Annotated in this window: 15 protein-coding genes; 7 read left to right on the forward strand and 8 right to left on the reverse strand. The window is 71.4% G+C overall.

Annotated elements, in window-relative coordinates; translation table 11 throughout:
• On the forward strand, positions 1-504 hold a 504-nt coding region (locus VET29_RS08765), incomplete at its 5' end, for a TetR/AcrR family transcriptional regulator (RefSeq protein ID WP_324917276.1).
• A 129-nt stretch (positions 505-633) separates the two neighbouring features.
• On the opposite strand, the gene VET29_RS08770 is transcribed toward VET29_RS08765, so the two are convergent.
• The 3 genes from VET29_RS08770 to VET29_RS08780 all read right to left on the reverse strand — a co-directional run bounded on the left by VET29_RS08770 (position 634) and on the right by VET29_RS08780 (position 2,989).
• Entirely contained in the window at positions 634-1,311 is a 678-nt protein-coding gene (locus VET29_RS08770) for a polysaccharide deacetylase family protein (protein ID WP_324917279.1), read from the reverse strand.
• A 3-nt stretch (positions 1,312-1,314) separates the two neighbouring features.
• A complete protein-coding gene (locus tag VET29_RS08775) occupies positions 1,315-2,010 on the reverse strand; it encodes a glycoside hydrolase family 11 protein (RefSeq protein ID WP_324917282.1) in 696 nt (231 codons plus the stop codon).
• A gap of 358 nt (positions 2,011-2,368) precedes the next feature.
• Positions 2,369-2,989 carry a TetR/AcrR family transcriptional regulator gene (locus VET29_RS08780; protein WP_324917284.1) on the reverse strand — a complete coding sequence of 207 codons (621 nt, stop codon included), beginning with the start codon at positions 2,987-2,989 and terminating at the stop codon, positions 2,369-2,371.
• A gap of 146 nt (positions 2,990-3,135) precedes the next feature.
• Between VET29_RS08780 and VET29_RS08785 the strand changes: the two genes are divergently transcribed.
• Together VET29_RS08785 and VET29_RS08790 are read left to right on the forward strand one after the other, a co-directional pair.
• The gene (locus tag VET29_RS08785; protein ID WP_324917285.1) at positions 3,136-4,476 is read left to right on the forward strand and encodes an MFS transporter; all 1,341 of its coding nucleotides are present in this window, start codon (positions 3,136-3,138) and stop codon (positions 4,474-4,476) included.
• Positions 4,473-5,279, forward strand: coding sequence for an SGNH/GDSL hydrolase family protein (locus VET29_RS08790; RefSeq protein ID WP_324917288.1), 807 nt, complete (start codon positions 4,473-4,475; stop codon positions 5,277-5,279). The genes VET29_RS08785 and VET29_RS08790 overlap by 4 nt, the downstream gene beginning before the upstream one ends.
• Positions 5,280-5,287: 8 nt before the next feature.
• Here VET29_RS08790 and VET29_RS08795 read toward each other — a convergent pair whose 3' ends face one another.
• Positions 5,288-6,772, reverse strand: coding sequence for an FAD-dependent oxidoreductase (locus tag VET29_RS08795; RefSeq protein ID WP_324917291.1), 1,485 nt, complete (start codon positions 6,770-6,772; stop codon positions 5,288-5,290).
• A gap of 62 nt (positions 6,773-6,834) precedes the next feature.
• The gene (locus VET29_RS08800) at positions 6,835-7,380 is read right to left on the reverse strand and encodes a hypothetical protein (protein ID WP_324917293.1); all 546 of its coding nucleotides are present in this window, start codon (positions 7,378-7,380) and stop codon (positions 6,835-6,837) included.
• Positions 7,381-7,549: 169 nt separating this feature from the next.
• On the opposite strand from VET29_RS08800, the gene VET29_RS08805 reads away from it, so the two are divergent.
• From VET29_RS08805 to VET29_RS08820, 4 genes are all read left to right on the forward strand, one after another.
• Entirely contained in the window at positions 7,550-8,443 is an 894-nt protein-coding gene (locus tag VET29_RS08805) for an exopolyphosphatase (protein ID WP_324917296.1), read from the forward strand.
• A gap of 159 nt (positions 8,444-8,602) precedes the next feature.
• Positions 8,603-9,628, forward strand: a complete 1,026-nt coding sequence (locus VET29_RS08810; protein ID WP_324917299.1) for a glycosyltransferase family 4 protein — start codon at positions 8,603-8,605, stop codon at positions 9,626-9,628.
• Between the two features lie 208 nt (positions 9,629-9,836).
• On the forward strand, positions 9,837-11,069 hold the full coding sequence (locus VET29_RS08815) for an SLC13 family permease (RefSeq protein ID WP_324917408.1): 1,233 nt from the start codon (positions 9,837-9,839) through the stop codon (positions 11,067-11,069).
• 1 nt (position 11,070) lies between these two features.
• Positions 11,071-11,619 carry a universal stress protein gene (locus VET29_RS08820; protein ID WP_324917302.1) on the forward strand — a complete coding sequence of 183 codons (549 nt, stop codon included), beginning with the start codon at positions 11,071-11,073 and terminating at the stop codon, positions 11,617-11,619.
• A 44-nt stretch (positions 11,620-11,663) separates the two neighbouring features.
• Here the strand turns inward: VET29_RS08820 and VET29_RS08825 are convergent, their stop codons facing one another.
• From VET29_RS08825 to VET29_RS08835, 3 genes are all read right to left on the reverse strand, one after another.
• A complete protein-coding gene (locus tag VET29_RS08825) occupies positions 11,664-12,356 on the reverse strand; it encodes a hypothetical protein (RefSeq protein WP_324917305.1) in 693 nt (230 codons plus the stop codon).
• Between the two features lie 85 nt (positions 12,357-12,441).
• Positions 12,442-13,692 carry a ricin-type beta-trefoil lectin domain protein gene (locus VET29_RS08830; RefSeq protein ID WP_324917308.1) on the reverse strand — a complete coding sequence of 417 codons (1,251 nt, stop codon included), beginning with the start codon at positions 13,690-13,692 and terminating at the stop codon, positions 12,442-12,444.
• Positions 13,689-16,415 carry a lectin gene (locus tag VET29_RS08835; protein WP_324917311.1) on the reverse strand — a complete coding sequence of 909 codons (2,727 nt, stop codon included), beginning with the start codon at positions 16,413-16,415 and terminating at the stop codon, positions 13,689-13,691. Before VET29_RS08835 ends, VET29_RS08830 begins: the two co-directional genes overlap by 4 nt.
• Positions 16,416-16,568: the final 153 nt, after the last annotated feature.

The following is a 16,568-nucleotide window of genomic DNA, read 5'->3' on the forward strand; positions in this document are numbered from 1 at the left end:
GGCTACCACGCCACGACCACCCGCGACATCTGCGAGGGCGTCAACCTCACCCCGGGCGCGCTCTACGTGCACTTCCCGTCGAAGGAGCTGGTGCTGTACGAGATCATCCGGACCGCCCACGAGCGCGCGCTGGCGTACACCAGGAACCCGTTGACCGCGCCGGACTCGGCGACACGCCTGCACACGGTCGTGTCGCGGTACACCGAGTGGCACGCACGCCACCACGTGGCGGCGCGGGTCGCCCAGTACGAGCTCGCCGGCCTCACGGCGGAGCACTACGACGAGGTGCTCGAACTGCGGCACCAGACCAGCAGGTTCTTCCGCGACGCCGTCGCCCGCGGGATCGCCGACGGGTCGTTCACGCGCGTCGACGTCAAGCGGGTCACCCGCGCGATCCTGTCGCTGTCCATCGACCTGGTCCGCTGGTACCGGCTCGAAGGCTCGGACTCACCCGAGCAGCTCGGCGAGTTCTACGCCGACCTCACACTGCGGATGGTCACCTGACAGTGCGCCCGGCCCATGCGCGAAGGCGCCGCGGCCAAGCCGGCCGCGGCGCCGGGTGAAACGCCGACGGTCTCGTGTGGACGGCACTTCTGCCGTCCACACGAGATCCTGCCGGCCGTCGCTCCCAGGTCAGGCCGGCGCCACCGCGCGGCCGGTCTGCGGGGAGATCATGCCGGCGCAGAGGTTCTTACTGGCCAGCGTCTGCGCGATCCGCGGGATCGCGGCGCGGGTGTTGGCCGGCCATTCGTGCATGAGGATGATCTGGCCGTTGGTCAGCCGGCCGTTGGCGGCCACGATCGCGTCCACGCTCGCGCCGTTCCAGTCCTGGGAGTCGACGTCCCAGATGATCTGCCGCAGGCCGTATCTGGCCTCGACCGCCTGCAGCGTCCCGTTGGTCTCGCCGTAGGGCGGGCGGAACAGTCTGGGCGTGCCGCCGCCCGCGTTCGCGATCGCCTGCTGGGTGCGGGAGATCTCCGAGTCCATCTGCGCCTGGCTCATCTGGGTCATGTGCGGGTGGGTGTAGCTGTGGTTGCCGACCCACATCCCGGCCGTGACCTGTGCGCGGACCTGTGCCGGCGCGGAGGCCGCGAACTGGCCCTCGTTGAACATCGTGGCCCGCAGGCCGTTCTGCCGCAACGCGTTGAGCAGGGCCGGGGTGTTGCCGTTGGACGGTCCGTCGTCGAACGTCAGCCCGACGTACCCGTTGCAGGCCGCGGGCTGGGCCGAGGCGGCGGGGCCGGCGGCGATGCCGGTCACGACCAGCGCGACGGCGGTCAGCGCCGTCAGCAGTGCGCGTGTGGTCCGCATGGTTCACCCCACCGTCAGGTTCGAGTTGCCGCTGCTCTGGTAGCCCTCGGTCGCGAGGATCATGTAGTACCGGAAGGAGCCCATCGGCATGCCGACACGGGACCAGGCGTCGAAGTGGTTGCCGGTGGTGATGGTGCCGCCGGTCTTCTTCGACTGCCGGACACTCCAGTACTGGTTGAACGTCTTGGTGCCCTCGACCGAAGGCGCGTTGTACCGCGTCGTCATGTAGATGTCGTAGGTGCCGCCGTCACTGTTCACGGTGCCCTTGTAGGTCCCGGTGGGCCGGTAGTTGCCCCAGTTGTCGACGATGTAGTACTCGACGAGCGGGTTCGACGTCCAGCCGTACAGCGCCAGGTAACCGTTGCCGGACGGGTTGAAGCTGCCCGAGTAGCTCACCGTCCGCCGGGAGCCGTTGCTCCAGCCCTTGCCGCCGACGAAGTTGCCGACGTTGCTCCACTGCATGCTGTAGTTGCCGCCGGAGCCGAAGTTCATGCAGGCCGAACCGCCGCCGTCGGTCCAGAACGAGTAGTAGTAGCCGTTGTTCGTGCCGGTCTGGCTCGAACAGGTCGCGGCGACACTGACGTCGTCGGCGGTGGCCGCATTGGGCAGCACCGCCATGACCAGTGCGGCACAGGCCGTGCCCACGAGCAGCCTGAGACCGCCGCGTTTCGTGCCTACCGGGGAATTCGTCCTGAGCATGGCTACCTCCTCGTTGAGAGCAGCGTCGTATGACCCGACGGGCGAGCGTCGGCTCCGGGTAACGCGATGAGAGCTGACCGGCCGGAGGATCAGGTTGGCGGCAGTGACCCTTCTCGGCGGTGATCGAGCTCCGTCGATACACCCAGTGTTGTTGCGACTGCGTGGAGTTGTCAACGAGTTTCGCGAATGTTTCAGGAATTTGATCGCGCGCACAAAGCTATCGAACAATATGTTTCCGCTGGTCAAATACGATGGCGAGTCGATTCAGAGAAGGCCCGAGTCAACGAAAGTTTCGGCCGACAATCGCGATCCGTGTCCGGAATATCGAAACTTCCGGGAATACCCGGGACGATTCCGGTCAGGTGGCGAGACCGCCGATCAGCAGGTCGACGATCCGGTGCGCGAGGTCGTTTATCTCCTCGGTGGACTGGCCCTCGATCCTGCGGTACCACGTGTCGACGGCGTTGAGGTTGCTGAGCAGCGTCCTCGTGGCGAGCGCCGGCTCGACGGCACGCAGCGAGCCGTCGGCGACGCCCTCACCGACGACGCGGCGGAACATCCGCTCGTAGTCGCTCCGCAGTTGGTTCAGCGCCAGCAGGGCGTCGCGCTGGCGGGTCTTGAGCGCGGTGTGCATCTCGCCGCGGACGGCCTGGTGGACGACGTTGTGGTAGGCGAGGTCCGCCATCAGGTTGACCTCGTGCGCGACCGCCATGGCCACGAGCCGGTCGCGGCCGGTGCCCGGTCCGTCGGCGAGGGGTTCGACCCGCCTGCGGACCCGGTGCATGGCCTCCTCGTACACGGCGAGGGCGAGGTCGAACTTCGAGCGGAAGTGGTAGTAGATCAACCCCTTGGTGGCGCCCACCTCGCGCGCGATGTCGTCGATGGTCGCGCTGGCGTACCCGGCCCGCATGAACGCCTCCGCGGCGGCGTCGAGGATCCTCGCCCGCGCGTCGGGCTCGATTTCCGGGCTCGCGCTCACCAGTTCGTCCTCCTCCCGCTCCGGCCGACCCCCATCGTCGCACGTGTCCGATTCCGGCCGTTGACATCCCACACATCGTCAATTTAACGTGATACTCAGTAGTATCGCAGGTCAACGGGCAGAAAGCGACTCCCGAAAGGCGTCCAATGACGAACGCGAAAGATCTGGTGCACGAACTCGCGACCCGGAAGGCCGTCACCCGGTTGCTGCCCGTGCTCGGCATCGCCTATTTCATGTCCTATGTCGACCGGACCAACGTCGCGCTCGCGAAGACCGCGCTGGCGGCCGACATCGGGCTCTCCGCCGCCGCGTACGGGCTCGGCGCCGGCCTGTTCTTCGTGAGCTACGCGCTGCTGGAGGTGCCGAGCAACCTGGTCCTCTACCGCGTCGGCGCCCGCCTGTGGATCACCCGCATCGCGGTGACGTGGGGCGCGGTGTCGGCGGCCATGATGTTCGTGGCGAACGAGTGGTCGTTCTACCTGCTGCGGCTGCTGCTGGGCGCCGCGGAGGCCGGCCTCTTCCCGGCCATGATGTACATGGTCACGCTGTGGTTCTCCCAGAAGCACCGGGTCGCGGTCGTCGGGCTGATCTACACCGCGCCGTGCATCGCGACGATCATCGGCTCCCCCCTGGGCGGCGCGCTCATGGAGCTGCAGGGCGTCGGCGGCCTGCACGGCTGGCAGTGGATGTTCCTCGTCGAGGGGCTCGTCACGATCCTCGTCGGCGCCGTCGTCTGGTTCTTCCTGCCCGGCCGGCCGGCCGACGCGCGGTGGCTCACGAAGGACGAGGCCGCCGCGCTCACCGAGCACGCCGTCGGCCAGAACGCCCCGTCGCCGACGAAGGTGCGGGGGAACCTGCGCCTGGCGTTCGGCCGCTCGACCGTGCTCCTGCTCGCCGGGATCTACTTCATCAACCAGGCGATCGGCGGCGGCATCGGTTTCAACTTCCCCGCGTTCATCCAGTCACTTGGCCTCGACAGCCCGTTCCTCATCGGACTCGTGGCGGGCGGCGGCGGCATCACCGCACTCGCGGGCGTGCTGTTCTTCCCGTGGCTCAAGGGCCGCATCGGCAACGAGGTGCCGCTCATCGCGCTGTGTGCCGGCGCCGTCCCGTTCATCCTGGTGGGCTTCCTCCTCTCCGACAGTCCGGTGTGGAGTGTCGGGCTGGTGTTCCTCTACAACTTCTTCGCCTTCGGCACCCTGCCGCTGTTCTGGTCGGTCGCGATGTCGCGCATGTCCGGCCTGATGGCCGCGGCCGGGCTCGCGTTCATCAACATGGTCGGGATCACCGGCGGGTTCGCCGGCCCCTACGGCTACGGGCTCGTCGAGGACGCGACCGGGAGCCTCCTCGCGCCGTACTACGCGTTCGCCGTCGCCGCGGTCGTCGCCGTCGCACTGGTGCCCGTGCTCGCGCGGTCCATCCGCCGGGACGCGGTCGGCCGGCACGACAGCACGCCGGTGGACCAGCCGACGGAGGTGCTGTCATGAGGCTGGCGACAGTGCTGGCGGCGGTGCTGGCGGTCGTGCTCGCGGCACCGCCGGCCGTCGCGGACACCCAGCGGTACGTGGCACTCGGCGACTCCTCCGCCGCCGGCCCGCTCATCCCGACCGAGATCGACCACACGTGCCTGCGGTCGAACCGGAACTGGCCGCACGTGCTGGCCACGCGCCTCGGCGCCACGCTGACCGACGTGACCTGCTCCGGCGCGACGACGGCCCACCTCGCCGGCCGCCAGTTCGGCACGGTCGCGCCCCAGTTCGACGCCCTGCGGCGCGACACCGACCTGGTCACGCTGGCCATCGCGGCCAACGACATCGTCCTGAGCTCGGCGTTCACGACGTGCGCGACCCCGAACGGGCAGACGTGCCGGGAACGGTTCACCGTCGGCGGTGTCGACCAGTTCGCCACCCGCATCGACGCGACGGCGCCGAAGGTGGCCGCGGCGCTGGCGGAGATACACCGCCGGTCCCCGCGCGCGCACGTGGTCGTGGTCGGGTACCTGACGTACTGGCGCCCGGGCGGCTGCTACCCGACCGACCCGTACACCCCCGCGGACGCCGACTACATCCAGTCCACGTTCGACAACCTGATGGCGATGCTGTCCCGGCAGGCCGCCAGGAACGAAGCGTCCTATGTGGACATCCGGACGCCCAGTGCCACGCACGGTCTGTGCGCGTCACCGGCGGGGCGCTGGCTGGAGGGGGCGAACCCGGCCTCGCCCGCGTACCCCTACCACCCGAACGCCGCCGGCATGGCCGCGGCGGCCGGCATCATCGCCGGGGCGGTATAGGTGTTCGCCTAGAAGTCCTTGCGGGGCAGGGGTTTGACCGCCGGTCCCTCCAGCACCGCGCCGTCGACGTCGAAGCGGGAGCCGTGGCATGGGCAGTCCCAGCTGGTCTCGGCGCCGTTGAAGCGGAGCAGGCAACCCAGATGGGTGCACCTCAGTGACACGGCGTGTACCGTGCCGTCCTCGTCGCGGTACACGCCGGCACGCTCGAGTCCGTCGCGCAACACGCGTGCCTCGCCGGGCGGGACGGCCGAGGGGTCCGCCACCTCCCCCGGGCGCAGCCGGTCGCCGACGAGGTCCACCGCCACCTTGGTGTTGAGCCGGGCGAGGTGCGGGAGGGCACGCAGGCTCACCCGGTACGGGGAGAACACCGAGGCCCACGGGTGGTCCTTGCCGTTGATGGCGTCGGTCAGCATCTCGGCCGCCGCGGTGGCGGTGGCCAGTCCCCACTTCCGGTAGCCGGTGGCGACGTACAGGTTCCGTGAGCCGGGCAGGTACGGGCCGATCATCGGCAGCCCGTCGTAGGCGTACAGGTCCTGCGCCGACCAGCGGTGCACGATCTCGGCGACGTCCCAGTGCCGGCGGACGAACGCCTCCAGCGCGCCGTAGCGCCCCATGTCCACGCCACGTTCCCCGGCGGGGTGCCCCTGCCCGCTGACGATCAGCAGGTCGCCCGCCGACGCGACCGACCACACGGGGTCGCCCGCGTTGATCGCCAGCGCCTCCGGCGGGTTGCCCGAACGCAGCCGCGCCGCCACGCAGTAGGACCGGACCGCCTCCATCCTGGCGAAGTACCCGCCGCGGTCCAGCAGCGGCGCGTGCGTCGCGATGACCACGTGTTCGGCACGCACCGCGCCGCCCTCGGTGTGCACCCGCCCGGCGCGGACCTTGTGCACCCGGCTCTGTTGGAAGACCGTGCTGCCCTCGCCCGCCACGGCGGCCGCGAGCCCGCGCAGGTAGCGCACGGGATGCAGGGACAGCTGGTCGTCGAGCCGTACCCCGCCGTACACCGGGAAGGGCAGGTCGGGGCTCTCCCGCTCCACGTTGAGGCCGGCGCCTCGTGCCGCCGCGAACTCGGCGGCGATGCTCGCCCGCTCGGACTCGTCGATCGCGTAGGTGACCGCGGGCCGGTGCCGCAGGTCGCAGTCGATGCCCTCGCGCTCGACGATCTCGGCCACCGTCTCGACGCCGGCGAGGCTCGCCCCCGCGTAGCTCGTCGCGGTGGCGACCCCGTGCCGGTTGGTGAGCTCCGAGTAGACGGTCGACTGCAACGCGCTGACCTTCGCGGTGTTGTTGCCGCTCGCGCCGTGCCCGACCCGGTCGGCCTCGACGACCGCCACCCGCAGCCCCGCCCGCTTCAGCTGCAGTGCCGTGGTGAGGCCGGTGATGCCGGCACCGACCACCGCCACGTCCGCGGTGGCCGTCCCGGCCAGCGTCGGATAGGTCCTTCCCGGTTCGGCCAGCCACAGCGACTGCCGTTCGGTCGTCGTCCTCATGCGACTGCGCTTACCCAGGCGGACCGGACCTACACCGGTCGTCACCGGTCGTCACCCGCTCGTCAGCCGCGGTCCTCCTCGGCGCCGTGCGTGGTCACCGACGGGTCGGCGGTGCCGCCGAACGCCGCCACCGCGGCGAGCACGCGGAGCCGCTCCACCGTCTCGGCCTGCCGGTGCGCGCGGTCGAGCAGCACGTCGAACCGGTCCTCGTCGAGCCGGGCGTCCTCCGCCGCGCGGGTGCGCAGGCTCCGCCACGCCGACGCCTTGCCCTCGATGCCGAGCCCCATCATCTCCAGCTCGATCACCTGGCTCAGCGGAGACCGGGAGAACAGGCGTCCGTTCGGTTTGAGCCGCCCGACCTTCTCCCCCGCCCAGCCCATCCAGGTCTTGTAGTGACTCACCGGGACGTCCAGCGCGGCGAGCACGTCCAGCAGCTCGTCACGGTCGTCGGCGATCTCCTGGGCCAACCGGGCCAGCGCCTGCCCACCTGCCCGGTCGCGGTTCTCGCCGGCCAGCCGCTTGATGAGCTCGACCCCCGCCGTGGCGCCGGCGAGATGGTCGTTGAGGTAGACGCCGAGCATCTTGTCGTCATGGGGAGTTCTCGTCATGCCCCGGGCATACCCCGTTCGGGGCCGGGTAATGAACTTCCCGGGCTCCCTGATGCCTGCCCAGGTCGGCTCTCGCCGTTCACAAGGTGGCATTGACGGTGAGGTTGTACCATCGATCGAACCGACCACGTCAATGAGCGGCGGGTTTCTGGGCTGTCTGGGGTGTGACGTGGGTACGAGTTCGAAGGCTCGCAGAGTCGCCGTGCTGGACGTGGGTTGTTTCAGCGCTCATCTGCTCGTGGTGGACCGCACACCCGCCCGGCAGGTGGTCTCCCACAAGGTCCGGCTGCGGCTCGACCGGGCGATCGACGGGCACGGTCGCATCACCTCGCGCGGCATCGAGCACATCGTGGCCGCCGTCCGTGCCACCGAGCGACGGCTGCGGGGCGTGCGCACCGGGCGGTTCCTGCCGTTCGCCACCTCGTCGGTGCGGGACGCCACGAACGCCGCCAAGGTGGTCGACATCGTCGCCGGGCGCACCGGTGTCACCCTGCGGTTCCTGACCGGTGACCAGGAGGCCCGCCTCGCCTACCAGGCGGCCCGCCACTGGCACGGCCCGGCCGGGCCGCTGACCGTGCTGGACGTCGGTGGCGGCACCATCGAGATCGCGTACGGGCACGACGACAAGCCGGCGTTCACGTGCTCGCTCCCCCTCGGTGCCAGAACCCTGACCAGAGCGGGACTCACCGACACCACCCGCCTCGCGAGCACGAACGCGTGGCTACGTGACGAGATCCGCGCCGCCATCCCGCCCGACCTGCGCCGGCCGCTGGCCAAGGCGCCGGCCACCGCCTGCTCCAAGGTGTTCCAGTCCCTGGCCAAGGTCACCGGTGCCGGCCGCCTGCAGTCCGACGACCTCGCGGACTGGATCCCACGACTGGCCGCGCTGCCACCCCGCCGCCGCGCCGAACTGCCCGGGATCTCCGCCCACCGCGCCCACCAGGTGTTCGCCGGCGCCGTCGTCGCGCGGGCCCTCATGACCGCCACCGGCCACGAGGTCGCCGACATCTGCCCGTGGTCCACGCGCGAGGGCGTCCTGCTGGGCCTCCTCGAACGAGGCTAGCCGGAGGCCCGCGGGGTTTGGGTCGGGCGCGGTCGGGTATCACCCTGCCAGAGCGTCAAGCAGCTGGCGTGGCCGTGGTTCGCCCTTTGGGCGTCGAACGTGCCGGCGCCGGTGTGAGTGTCCCCCCGGTTGTCGCATCCGACCGGAGAGAGGCTCACCTTGCTGAAGATCGCCATGGTCGCCGAGCGTGCCCAGCTGCGTGGGACGGCCCGGACACCGCACGTCGTGGCCCTGTCCGAGGCGCTGACCCGCGCGGGCCACGAGGTCACGGTGCTCCCCCGCGGCGCCCGCGACCTCGCCGCCGCCGTGCGGGCGTGCCGGCCCGACGTCGTGCACGCGCACTGCCGGTCCGACCACGCCGCGGCCGTGGCCCGCGCAGTGGACGTCCCGTTCGTGTTCAGCCCGCACGCCGACCTGCGGGATCCCGCCGTGCCGTCGCGTGCCGACCACGTCCTCGTGACGTTCACCCGCCAGCGGCAGCGGCTCATCGCGGCCGGCGTGCCCCGGCAGCACACCTCGGTCGTCCCCTACGGCGTGGACATCGACCAGTTCACCCCCGACGGCGGCCACGCCGACCGGCGCCGCCCCCAGCTCGTCATCGCCCTCGGCGCCATGGCGCCGCCCTCCGGGTTCGGCACCGCCGTCGCCGCGCTGCCCGGGATACCGGACGCCGAGCTGGTGGTCGTGAGCGAGTCCCGCAAGGGCACACACGCCGCCGAGCTGCGTGACTACGCGGACTCCCTGGGTGTCGCGGACCGGGTTCGCCTCGTCGGTCCGGTGCCCGGCGCGGACGTGCCCACCCTGCTGCGGTCCGCGGACCTGATGGTGTGCAGCTCCTGGGAGGGGACCTTCGGCATGGCCGCCGTCGAGGCGATGGCCTGCGGCCTCGCCGTGGTCGCCAACAGGACCGGCGGCCTGGTGGACACGGTCGTGGACAAGGTGACCGGAATCCACGTCGCGCCGAGGCGACCACGCGAGCTGGCCGCCGCGCTCCGCCGGATACTGAGCCACAAGGCGACCTGCGAGCAGCTCGGCGCGGCCGGCCGCGACCGGGCCACGGCCCGCTACTCCTGGGACCGCGTCGCGGCGGAGACCGTGTACGCCTACCAACGCGCCGGCGCGACCGACCCGGCGGTGCTGGCCCACGAGGCCGCCGAGGCGGCCCGCAAGCGCGGCACCCGCTGACCGCCCGACCGGTTCGCCGGGCCGGCCCCGGGGCCGCCGCACGACCGGCCGAGGCACGCGCCGCCATCGGGTGAACACCCGCATTCCGGTCATGGCGGCGGTTCCCCCGTGGCCGCCCGCCGGCGTCGCGCTGCGCTCCCAGCGACTCACGTGATCCCATGGGATCCTCGACCGGAGGGAGTGGGCGCTGAGCGCGTTGGTGGCGGAGCTGTTGTCCGCGGGCCTGCTGGTGTTGGTGCTGGCGGCCGCGGTGGTGCGGCCGTGGCGCCTGCCGGAGGCCGTGGTCGCCGTCCCAGCCGCCGTGGTGGTGGTCGCCACCGGCGCCATCTCACTGCCGGACGCGGTGGACGAGGCGGCGCGGTTGGGACCGGTGATCGGGTTCCTGGCCGCGATCCTGGTGCTGGCGCAGCTGTGTGACGACGAGGGCCTGTTCCACGCCTGCGGCACCTGGCTGGCCCGTGCGACGGTGGGCCGGCCGCGGCGGATGCTGGGTGGGGTGTTCGTGCTCGCGTCGGTGATCACGGCGGTGCTGAGCCTGGACGCGACGGTCGTGTTGCTGACGCCGGTGGTGTTCGCGACCGCCGCGCGGGTGGGGGTTCGCCCGAAGCCGCACGTGTACGCCTGCACCCACCTCTCGAACTCCGCGTCGCTGCTGCTGCCGGTGTCGAACCTGACCAACCTGCTGGCGTTCGCGGCGAGCGGGCTGGCCTTCACCCGGTTCGCCGGCCTGATGGCACTGCCCTGGCTGGTTGCCATCGCGGTCGAGTACGTGGTGTTCCGGTGGTTCTTCGCGTCGGACCTGGGCGGCGTGCCGTCCCGCGCGGTCGAGGAACCCCGCGAGCTGCCGCTGTTCGCGGTGGTCACGGTCGCGGCGACGCTGGCCGGGTTCGTGCTGGCCGCCGCCGTCGGGTTGAGCCCGGCGTGGGCGGCGCTGGCCGGGGTGCTGGTGCTGGGCACGCGCGCGCTGGTCCGGGGCCGCACGACGGTGACCGGGATCGTGCGGGCGGCGTCGGTGCCGTTCCTCGCGTTCGTGCTGGCGCTGGGCATCGTCGTGCGCGCGGTGGTCGACAACGGGCTCGCCGGCGCGCTGTCGCACGTGATCCCCGACGGCACCGGCCTGCTGTCCCTGCTGGGTGTCGCGGTGGTGGCGGCGGTGCTGGCGAACGTGATCAACAACCTGCCGGCGGTGCTGGTGCTGCTGCCCCTGACCGCGCAGGCGGGCGCGGGGGCGGTGCTGGCGGTGCTGCTGGGCGTGAACCTCGGGCCGAACCTGACCTATGCCGGCTCGCTGGCCACGCTGCTGTGGCGGCGGGTGGTGCGGGCCCACGACAGCGAGGTGAACCTCGGCGAGTTCACGCGGCTCGGGCTGCTCGTCGTGCCCGCGGGCCTGGTGCTCGCCGTGGTAGCACTGTGGGCGTCACTACACGTGGTCGGAGGCTGACATGTCCCTCGGGAAGGTCGTCGTGTGGGTCGTCGAGGGCACCTGGCCCGCCTGCGTGGACGCCGCCGGGGTACACGCGCCGGACGCGGGCGAGATCGTGCTGCTGCACGTCACCGGCGTCGACGTGCCCGGCGCGGCGCACGGCGCGTTCGCCGGGTTGCTCGGCCGCTGGCATCGTGAGCGCGATCCCGGCGTCCGGCTGGCGGAGCTGGCCACCGCGGCCGCCGACCAGCTCCTCCGGGACGCCGCGGCACGCCTGGGTCGCCCGTGCACGACGACCGCGCGCGCCGGCAGGGTCGAGCGGGAGGTGCTGGCCGTCGCCGAGGACGCCGACCTGCTCGTCGTGGCCCGCGATGGCGACCGGCGCCGACTCGGCCCGAAGAGCCTCGGGCCGCCGAGCCGCTTCGTCGTCGACCACGCGCCCTGCCCGGTGCTCCTCGTCTGGCCCGAGACCGCACCCGACCTCACGACCATCCCGCCGCCACCACAGCACCCACCACCGCATCACCCACCACACCACCCGCCGCCACCGCACCCGCCCCAGCACTGACCTGCGGGCCCGGATACCAGAGCCGGCAGTGGAAGGCGGACCGGTCAGGTCCGGGCGAGGGTGAGGCTGGAGACGCCCGCGGTGTTGTCGATCAGGTAGCGGTCGGTGGCGGTGTCCCAGCCGTCCGGGGTGTAGACGGTGCCGCCCGCGATTCCGGTGTGGACGGTGCCGTCGATGGTCGCCGAGCCGGCGCCGCCGGTCATGCGTACCTGGGCGGCGATGTCGCGCGGCAGCCGCAGGTCGAACACCGAGGTGCCGCCGGCCATCCGGACCGGCACCGTGCCCTCCGGCACGGGCAGGGTCGCCTCGATCCGCGAGTTGCCGGCGCCGAAGTCCAGCCCCGTGAGCCGGCCGTGCGCCATCGCGATGGTCGCCTGCTTCGCACCGCCGTCCAGCCTGATCTGCCACTCCACCTTGGTGTTCAGCTCGATCACCAGGTCCGCCCCGCCCCTGCCGCCGGTGTCGGTGAGCGACACGTGGACCGCCTGGCCGGTCACGTCAACGGCCGGCACGACCCGCGCGCCTTCCGGCGCCGACGCCCGGAACAGGTCGTCGCCCAGGTCCGCGGCACGGACGGTCACCGTGTCCGCGCCGCTCACCACGTCCAGCTCGGCCTGGTGCCGGCCGGCCAGGTCGCCGGTCACCACCCGTCCGTCCGCGTCCGCCGAGTCGCAGCCGGCGACCACGGTCACGACGGCCAGCAGCACCACGGCGACGATCCCCACACGTCCAGTCACCCCAACGGGATTCCCGGTCACCGCACGGGCAAACCAGAGGCTGGGCCGCCCCCGGTGCGCGGAGGGCGGCCCAGCTCGCCGCGGGTCAGCCCGCCGGCAGGCGCCAAACCTGGCTGGCCGCGCCGTTGCAGTCCCAGATCACCAGGCGGGTGCCCTCGGCGGAGCTACCGCTCGTGGTGTCCAGGCAGCGACCGGCCTGCGGGTTGCGCAGTGCGCCGCTCGACTGCGCCTCCCACGTCTGGGCGCCGGTGCCGTTGCAGGTCCACAGCTGGATCTGCGTCCCGTTCGCGGTGCCGCTGAACGAGACGTCGAGGCACTTGCCCAGCGCGGAGACCACGCCGCCCCGCACCGTCCACTGCTGCGCCCCGGTGCTGTTGCACGTCCACAGCTGCACCGGGGTGCCGTCCGCGGTGTTGCTGCTCTGCACGTCGACGCAGCGGCCGCCGACGCCGGTGATTGGTCCGGCGCCACCCGACGAGCCGGTCAGGTACTGGCTGTTCGCCACGTTCCAGTGGGTCGCCAGGTAGCCGCCGGCGGTCGGGGTGACGTCGAAGTAGTCGTCGTTGTTGCAGTCGATCTGGTTCTCCGGGGCGCCGGGGCACACCTTGACCAGCCCGCCCGGCGGGTTCGGCAGCCCGCCGTCGTCGTAGCACATGATGTCCTCGTCGTCCCAGCAGTGCCCGTACGCCGACGAGTGCGGCGCACTGCGTTGGACGGCGCCGAGCGTGTGCAGCAGCTCGTGCGCGCTCGCCTGCCACGACCAGCAGCCGGTGCCGAGCGTGGCGTAGTGCGGGCCCGCGTTGTACGGGTTGTCCGTCCCCGGCCGGTCGTCGCCGCCGTTGCCGAACGCGAGGCCGCACCCGGAGCTCTCGTACCAGTACAGGTACTTCCGGTCGGTCCGGTTGTAGCCGCGGGTCTTGAGCGCGGCGGTGATCGCGTCCACATTGGACATCGAGGACTGCGGGATGACCACGTTGTCCACCACCGCACGGCATGCCGAGTTCGTCACGAACCGCACGTGCCGGACGCCGCCGGTGCGTGTCCCGGCCTCCACGAACGCCTGGTCGATCTGGTCGGCGAAGGACTGGAACTGGCCGACGAACTGGCTGTACCGGTCCGCCTGCTGGTCACCGCGCACGTAGATCGCCTGGACGCGCCTGCCGCTGACACCGTCACCGTCGCAGATCGTCGCCGCGATGCTGAAGCTGGGCGCCGGCGGCGCGTCGGTGAACGCGTTCGGCGAGTCGGGCACCGCCCCCGGCGCGGGGGCCGCGTTCGCCTGCCCGGCCAACGTCATCCCGGCGAGCGCCAGGACCGTGACCAGTAGCCTCCTCATGGCAGCCTCCAGGTCTGCGCGCCGGTGTTGTTGCAGGTGTAGATCTGTAGCTGGGTTCCGTTGGCGGTGTTGCTGTTCGGCACGTCGAGGCACTTGCCGGACGGCGGGTTCACCAGCGCGCCACCGGATCGGGGCCACCACTGCTGGGCGCCGGTGCCGTTGCAGTCCCACAGCTGGACCTTCGTGCCGTCGGCGCGGCCGCTGCTGGCCACGTCCAGGCACTTGCCGAGGGCGCGGACGCTGCCGTCGGACGCGAGCGTCCACGCCTGCGCGCCGCCTGCGTTGCAGTCGTACAGCTGGACCTTCGTGCCGTTGGCGGTGGCGCCCTGGTCGACGTCGACGCACTTGCTCGCCAGCCCGCTGATCGCTCCGGTGCGTGGCGGGTTCGGCCCGACGTCGAACGACGGCGGGGCGTCCGCGGCCGCGCTCCCCCAGCCGGTGTTCGGCGCGGAGCCGAGCGTGAACGCCAGCGTGCCGCCGCTGTTGACGAACGACTCGGGCAGCCACGCGCGGTTCGACGCGGTGCCGTTGACGCTCAGGCTCTGGACGTACTTCACGCTGTCGGAGGCGTTCGGCGCGGTGACGTCTATGGTGACGCCGTTGCCCCGGTTGATGGTGATGGCCGGGAACTGCGGGCTGGCCAGCACCAGCTCGGCACGGCCCGGGATCTCCGGGTACATGCCGAGTGCCGCCCACACCGCCCACGACGACATCTCGCCGAGATCGTCGTTGCCGACGTAGCCGTCCGGGGTCGCCTTGAAGATCGACGTGAGCGCACGCCGGACCACGTCCTGCGTCTTGTACGGCGCGCCGACGTAGGCGTAGGCCCACGGGGTGTTCAGCGTCGGCTCGTTGCCCAGGTACGCGTAGGGCTTGTCCGGGCCGGCGTTCAGCTCGGTGAAGAACGCGTCCAGCCGTGGCAGCACCGCCGCGTTGCCGCCCATCGCGTCGAACAGGCCGCGGTAGTTGTGCGGCACCATCCACGTGTAGTGCTCGGCGTTGCCCTCCACGTACTCGTTCTGCTGTGTGGGGCTGAACCCCGGGAAGGTGGCGTCGGTGTTGCGGGGCTGGAGGTAGCGGTTGCCCGACTCGAACAGGTTGCGCCAGTTCTGCGCGCGCCGCAGGTACAGCTCGGCGTTGGCGGTGTCGCCGAGCCGCTGCGCCAGCTGGGACACGGCGAAGTCGGCGCTCACGTACTCCAGCGTGGTGGACGCCGTGCCCCACACGTTGCCGGTGCCGACCGGGACGTAGCCGTACGCGTCGTACTGGGCGTACCCCGGCCGCTCGCGGCCGTCGTGGCTGCCGGCGACCGCGCGGCGCAGGCCGTCGGCCGCGTCGAAGCCCTTGGCGCCGAACGCGTACATGCTCGCGATGATGATCGACAGCGGGTCGCCGTTCATCACGCCGGTACCGCCGCTCGCGACGGTCCAGCGGTCGAAGTAGCCGCCCTGTGCGGCCTGGTTGACCGCGGACTGGGCGATGTCGCCGGCTCTGGCCGGGTCTACCAGCGCGACCAGCTGCGTCTGTGAGCGGTAGACGTCCCAGCCGGAGAAGTTGGCGTACTGGGCGTGCCCGGCCGCCGCGGTGTGCACCTGCCCGTCGAAGCCGGCGTAGCGGCCGTCGGTGTCGCTGAACACGTTGGGGTGCAACAGGGAGTGGTACAGGTTCGTGTACAGGACACGCCGCTGGGTGTCGGTGCCGCCGCTGACCGCGACGCGGCCGAGGATGCCGTTCCACGCCGCGCGGTTGTCGGCACGGGCCTGGTCGAACGACTTGCTGCCCAGCTCGGCCGTGGCGTTGTTGCGGGCACCGTCGAGGCTGACGAACGAGACGCCGACGCGGGCGGTCACCGTGGTGGCGTTGAAGGACACGAACGCGGCCGCGGCGAACGGCTGGACGTCACCGGTGGTGGCCGTCGGCGGCGACGCCTTCTTCGTGTCCACATCGGACTGTTGGGCCGCGGTCTTCGGCGAGGCGGGCACGGTGCCCTTGCTCTCCCCCGTGATGCTGCGCCGGTCCGGGTCGACCTTGCCGTCCGCGCCCACGACTCCGGTGGTGGCGAAGTTCTGGTCGAACACGACGTTGAAGTAGAGCCGGTAGCGGTTGCCGGCGCCGCAGAAGCCGCCGCTGTCGGTGTAGCCGGACAGCGTGTTGGTGCCGACGGTGATGGACCCGCTCGCCGCGTTGAACGCCTTGGCCGCGTCGACCGAGAGCGACGCGCGCTGGCCGGCCGGGTAGGTGAAGCGGGCGATGCCGGAGCGGGGTGCCGCGGTCAACTCGGTGCGCACGCCGTTGCCGAAGGCCACGGAGTAGTAGCCGGGTGCGGCCGACTCGTTGGCATGCGAGTACGTCGAGTAGCTGACCGGGGACGAGCCGACCGTCGGCATGAACGGCACGTTCCCGAAGTCGCTGCAGCCCGGGCCGGACAGGTGGGTGAGGCTGAAGCCGTAGATCCGGTTGTCGTCGTAGTAGTAGCCGCCGTGCTGGTGCGTGACCGTGTCGGGACTCCACTGGAGCATGCCAAACGGCGCGTCCGCGCCGGGGAAGGTGTTGCCGGCGCCGCCGCCGTGGCCGAAGTCCGGGCCGCCGGGTTTGGTGCCTACCAACGTGTTCACGTACTGGGCCGGGTCGTCGATCGTCACCGCGGCGGCGCTCGTGGCAGGAGCGACCGTCAGCGCGGTGACGCACGCGAACACGGCGATGTATACGCGCGATCTGGACATGGTTGAACTCCCGCAGGGGTAGGAGTGTTGAACCAGAGAAATCCGGGGCGCCCAGGGTGTATCCGAAGGTAGCCGACCTTTCACTGTTTGAGAATGACTTCGGAGCAAAGTCAGCCAACTTCTGTCCGAAACAAGACAAAGTCTCGCTGTACC

Origin of the sequence: Actinophytocola sp., from assembly GCF_035634895.1 — a bacterium.
GTDB lineage: Bacteria > Actinomycetota > Actinomycetes > Mycobacteriales > Pseudonocardiaceae > Actinophytocola.

Excerpts from the sequence above, each read along its gene's own strand:
- VET29_RS08770 (WP_324917279.1), bottom strand. The coding sequence starts at position 1,311 with ATGCGGACCACACGCGCACTGCTGACGGCGCTGACCGCCGTCGCGCTG.
- VET29_RS08775 (WP_324917282.1), bottom strand. The coding sequence starts at position 2,010 with ATGCTCAGGACGAATTCCCCGGTAGGCACGAAACGCGGCGGTCTCAGG.
- VET29_RS08785 (WP_324917285.1), top strand. The coding sequence starts at position 3,136 with ATGACGAACGCGAAAGATCTGGTGCACGAACTCGCGACCCGGAAGGCC.
- VET29_RS08790 (WP_324917288.1), top strand. The coding sequence starts at position 4,473 with ATGAGGCTGGCGACAGTGCTGGCGGCGGTGCTGGCGGTCGTGCTCGCG.
- VET29_RS08795 (WP_324917291.1), bottom strand. The coding sequence starts at position 6,772 with ATGAGGACGACGACCGAACGGCAGTCGCTGTGGCTGGCCGAACCGGGA.
- VET29_RS08800 (WP_324917293.1), bottom strand. The coding sequence starts at position 7,380 with ATGACGAGAACTCCCCATGACGACAAGATGCTCGGCGTCTACCTCAAC.
- VET29_RS08820 (WP_324917302.1), top strand. The coding sequence starts at position 11,071 with ATGTCCCTCGGGAAGGTCGTCGTGTGGGTCGTCGAGGGCACCTGGCCC.
- VET29_RS08830 (WP_324917308.1), bottom strand. The coding sequence starts at position 13,692 with ATGAGGAGGCTACTGGTCACGGTCCTGGCGCTCGCCGGGATGACGTTG.
- VET29_RS08835 (WP_324917311.1), bottom strand. The coding sequence starts at position 16,415 with ATGTCCAGATCGCGCGTATACATCGCCGTGTTCGCGTGCGTCACCGCG.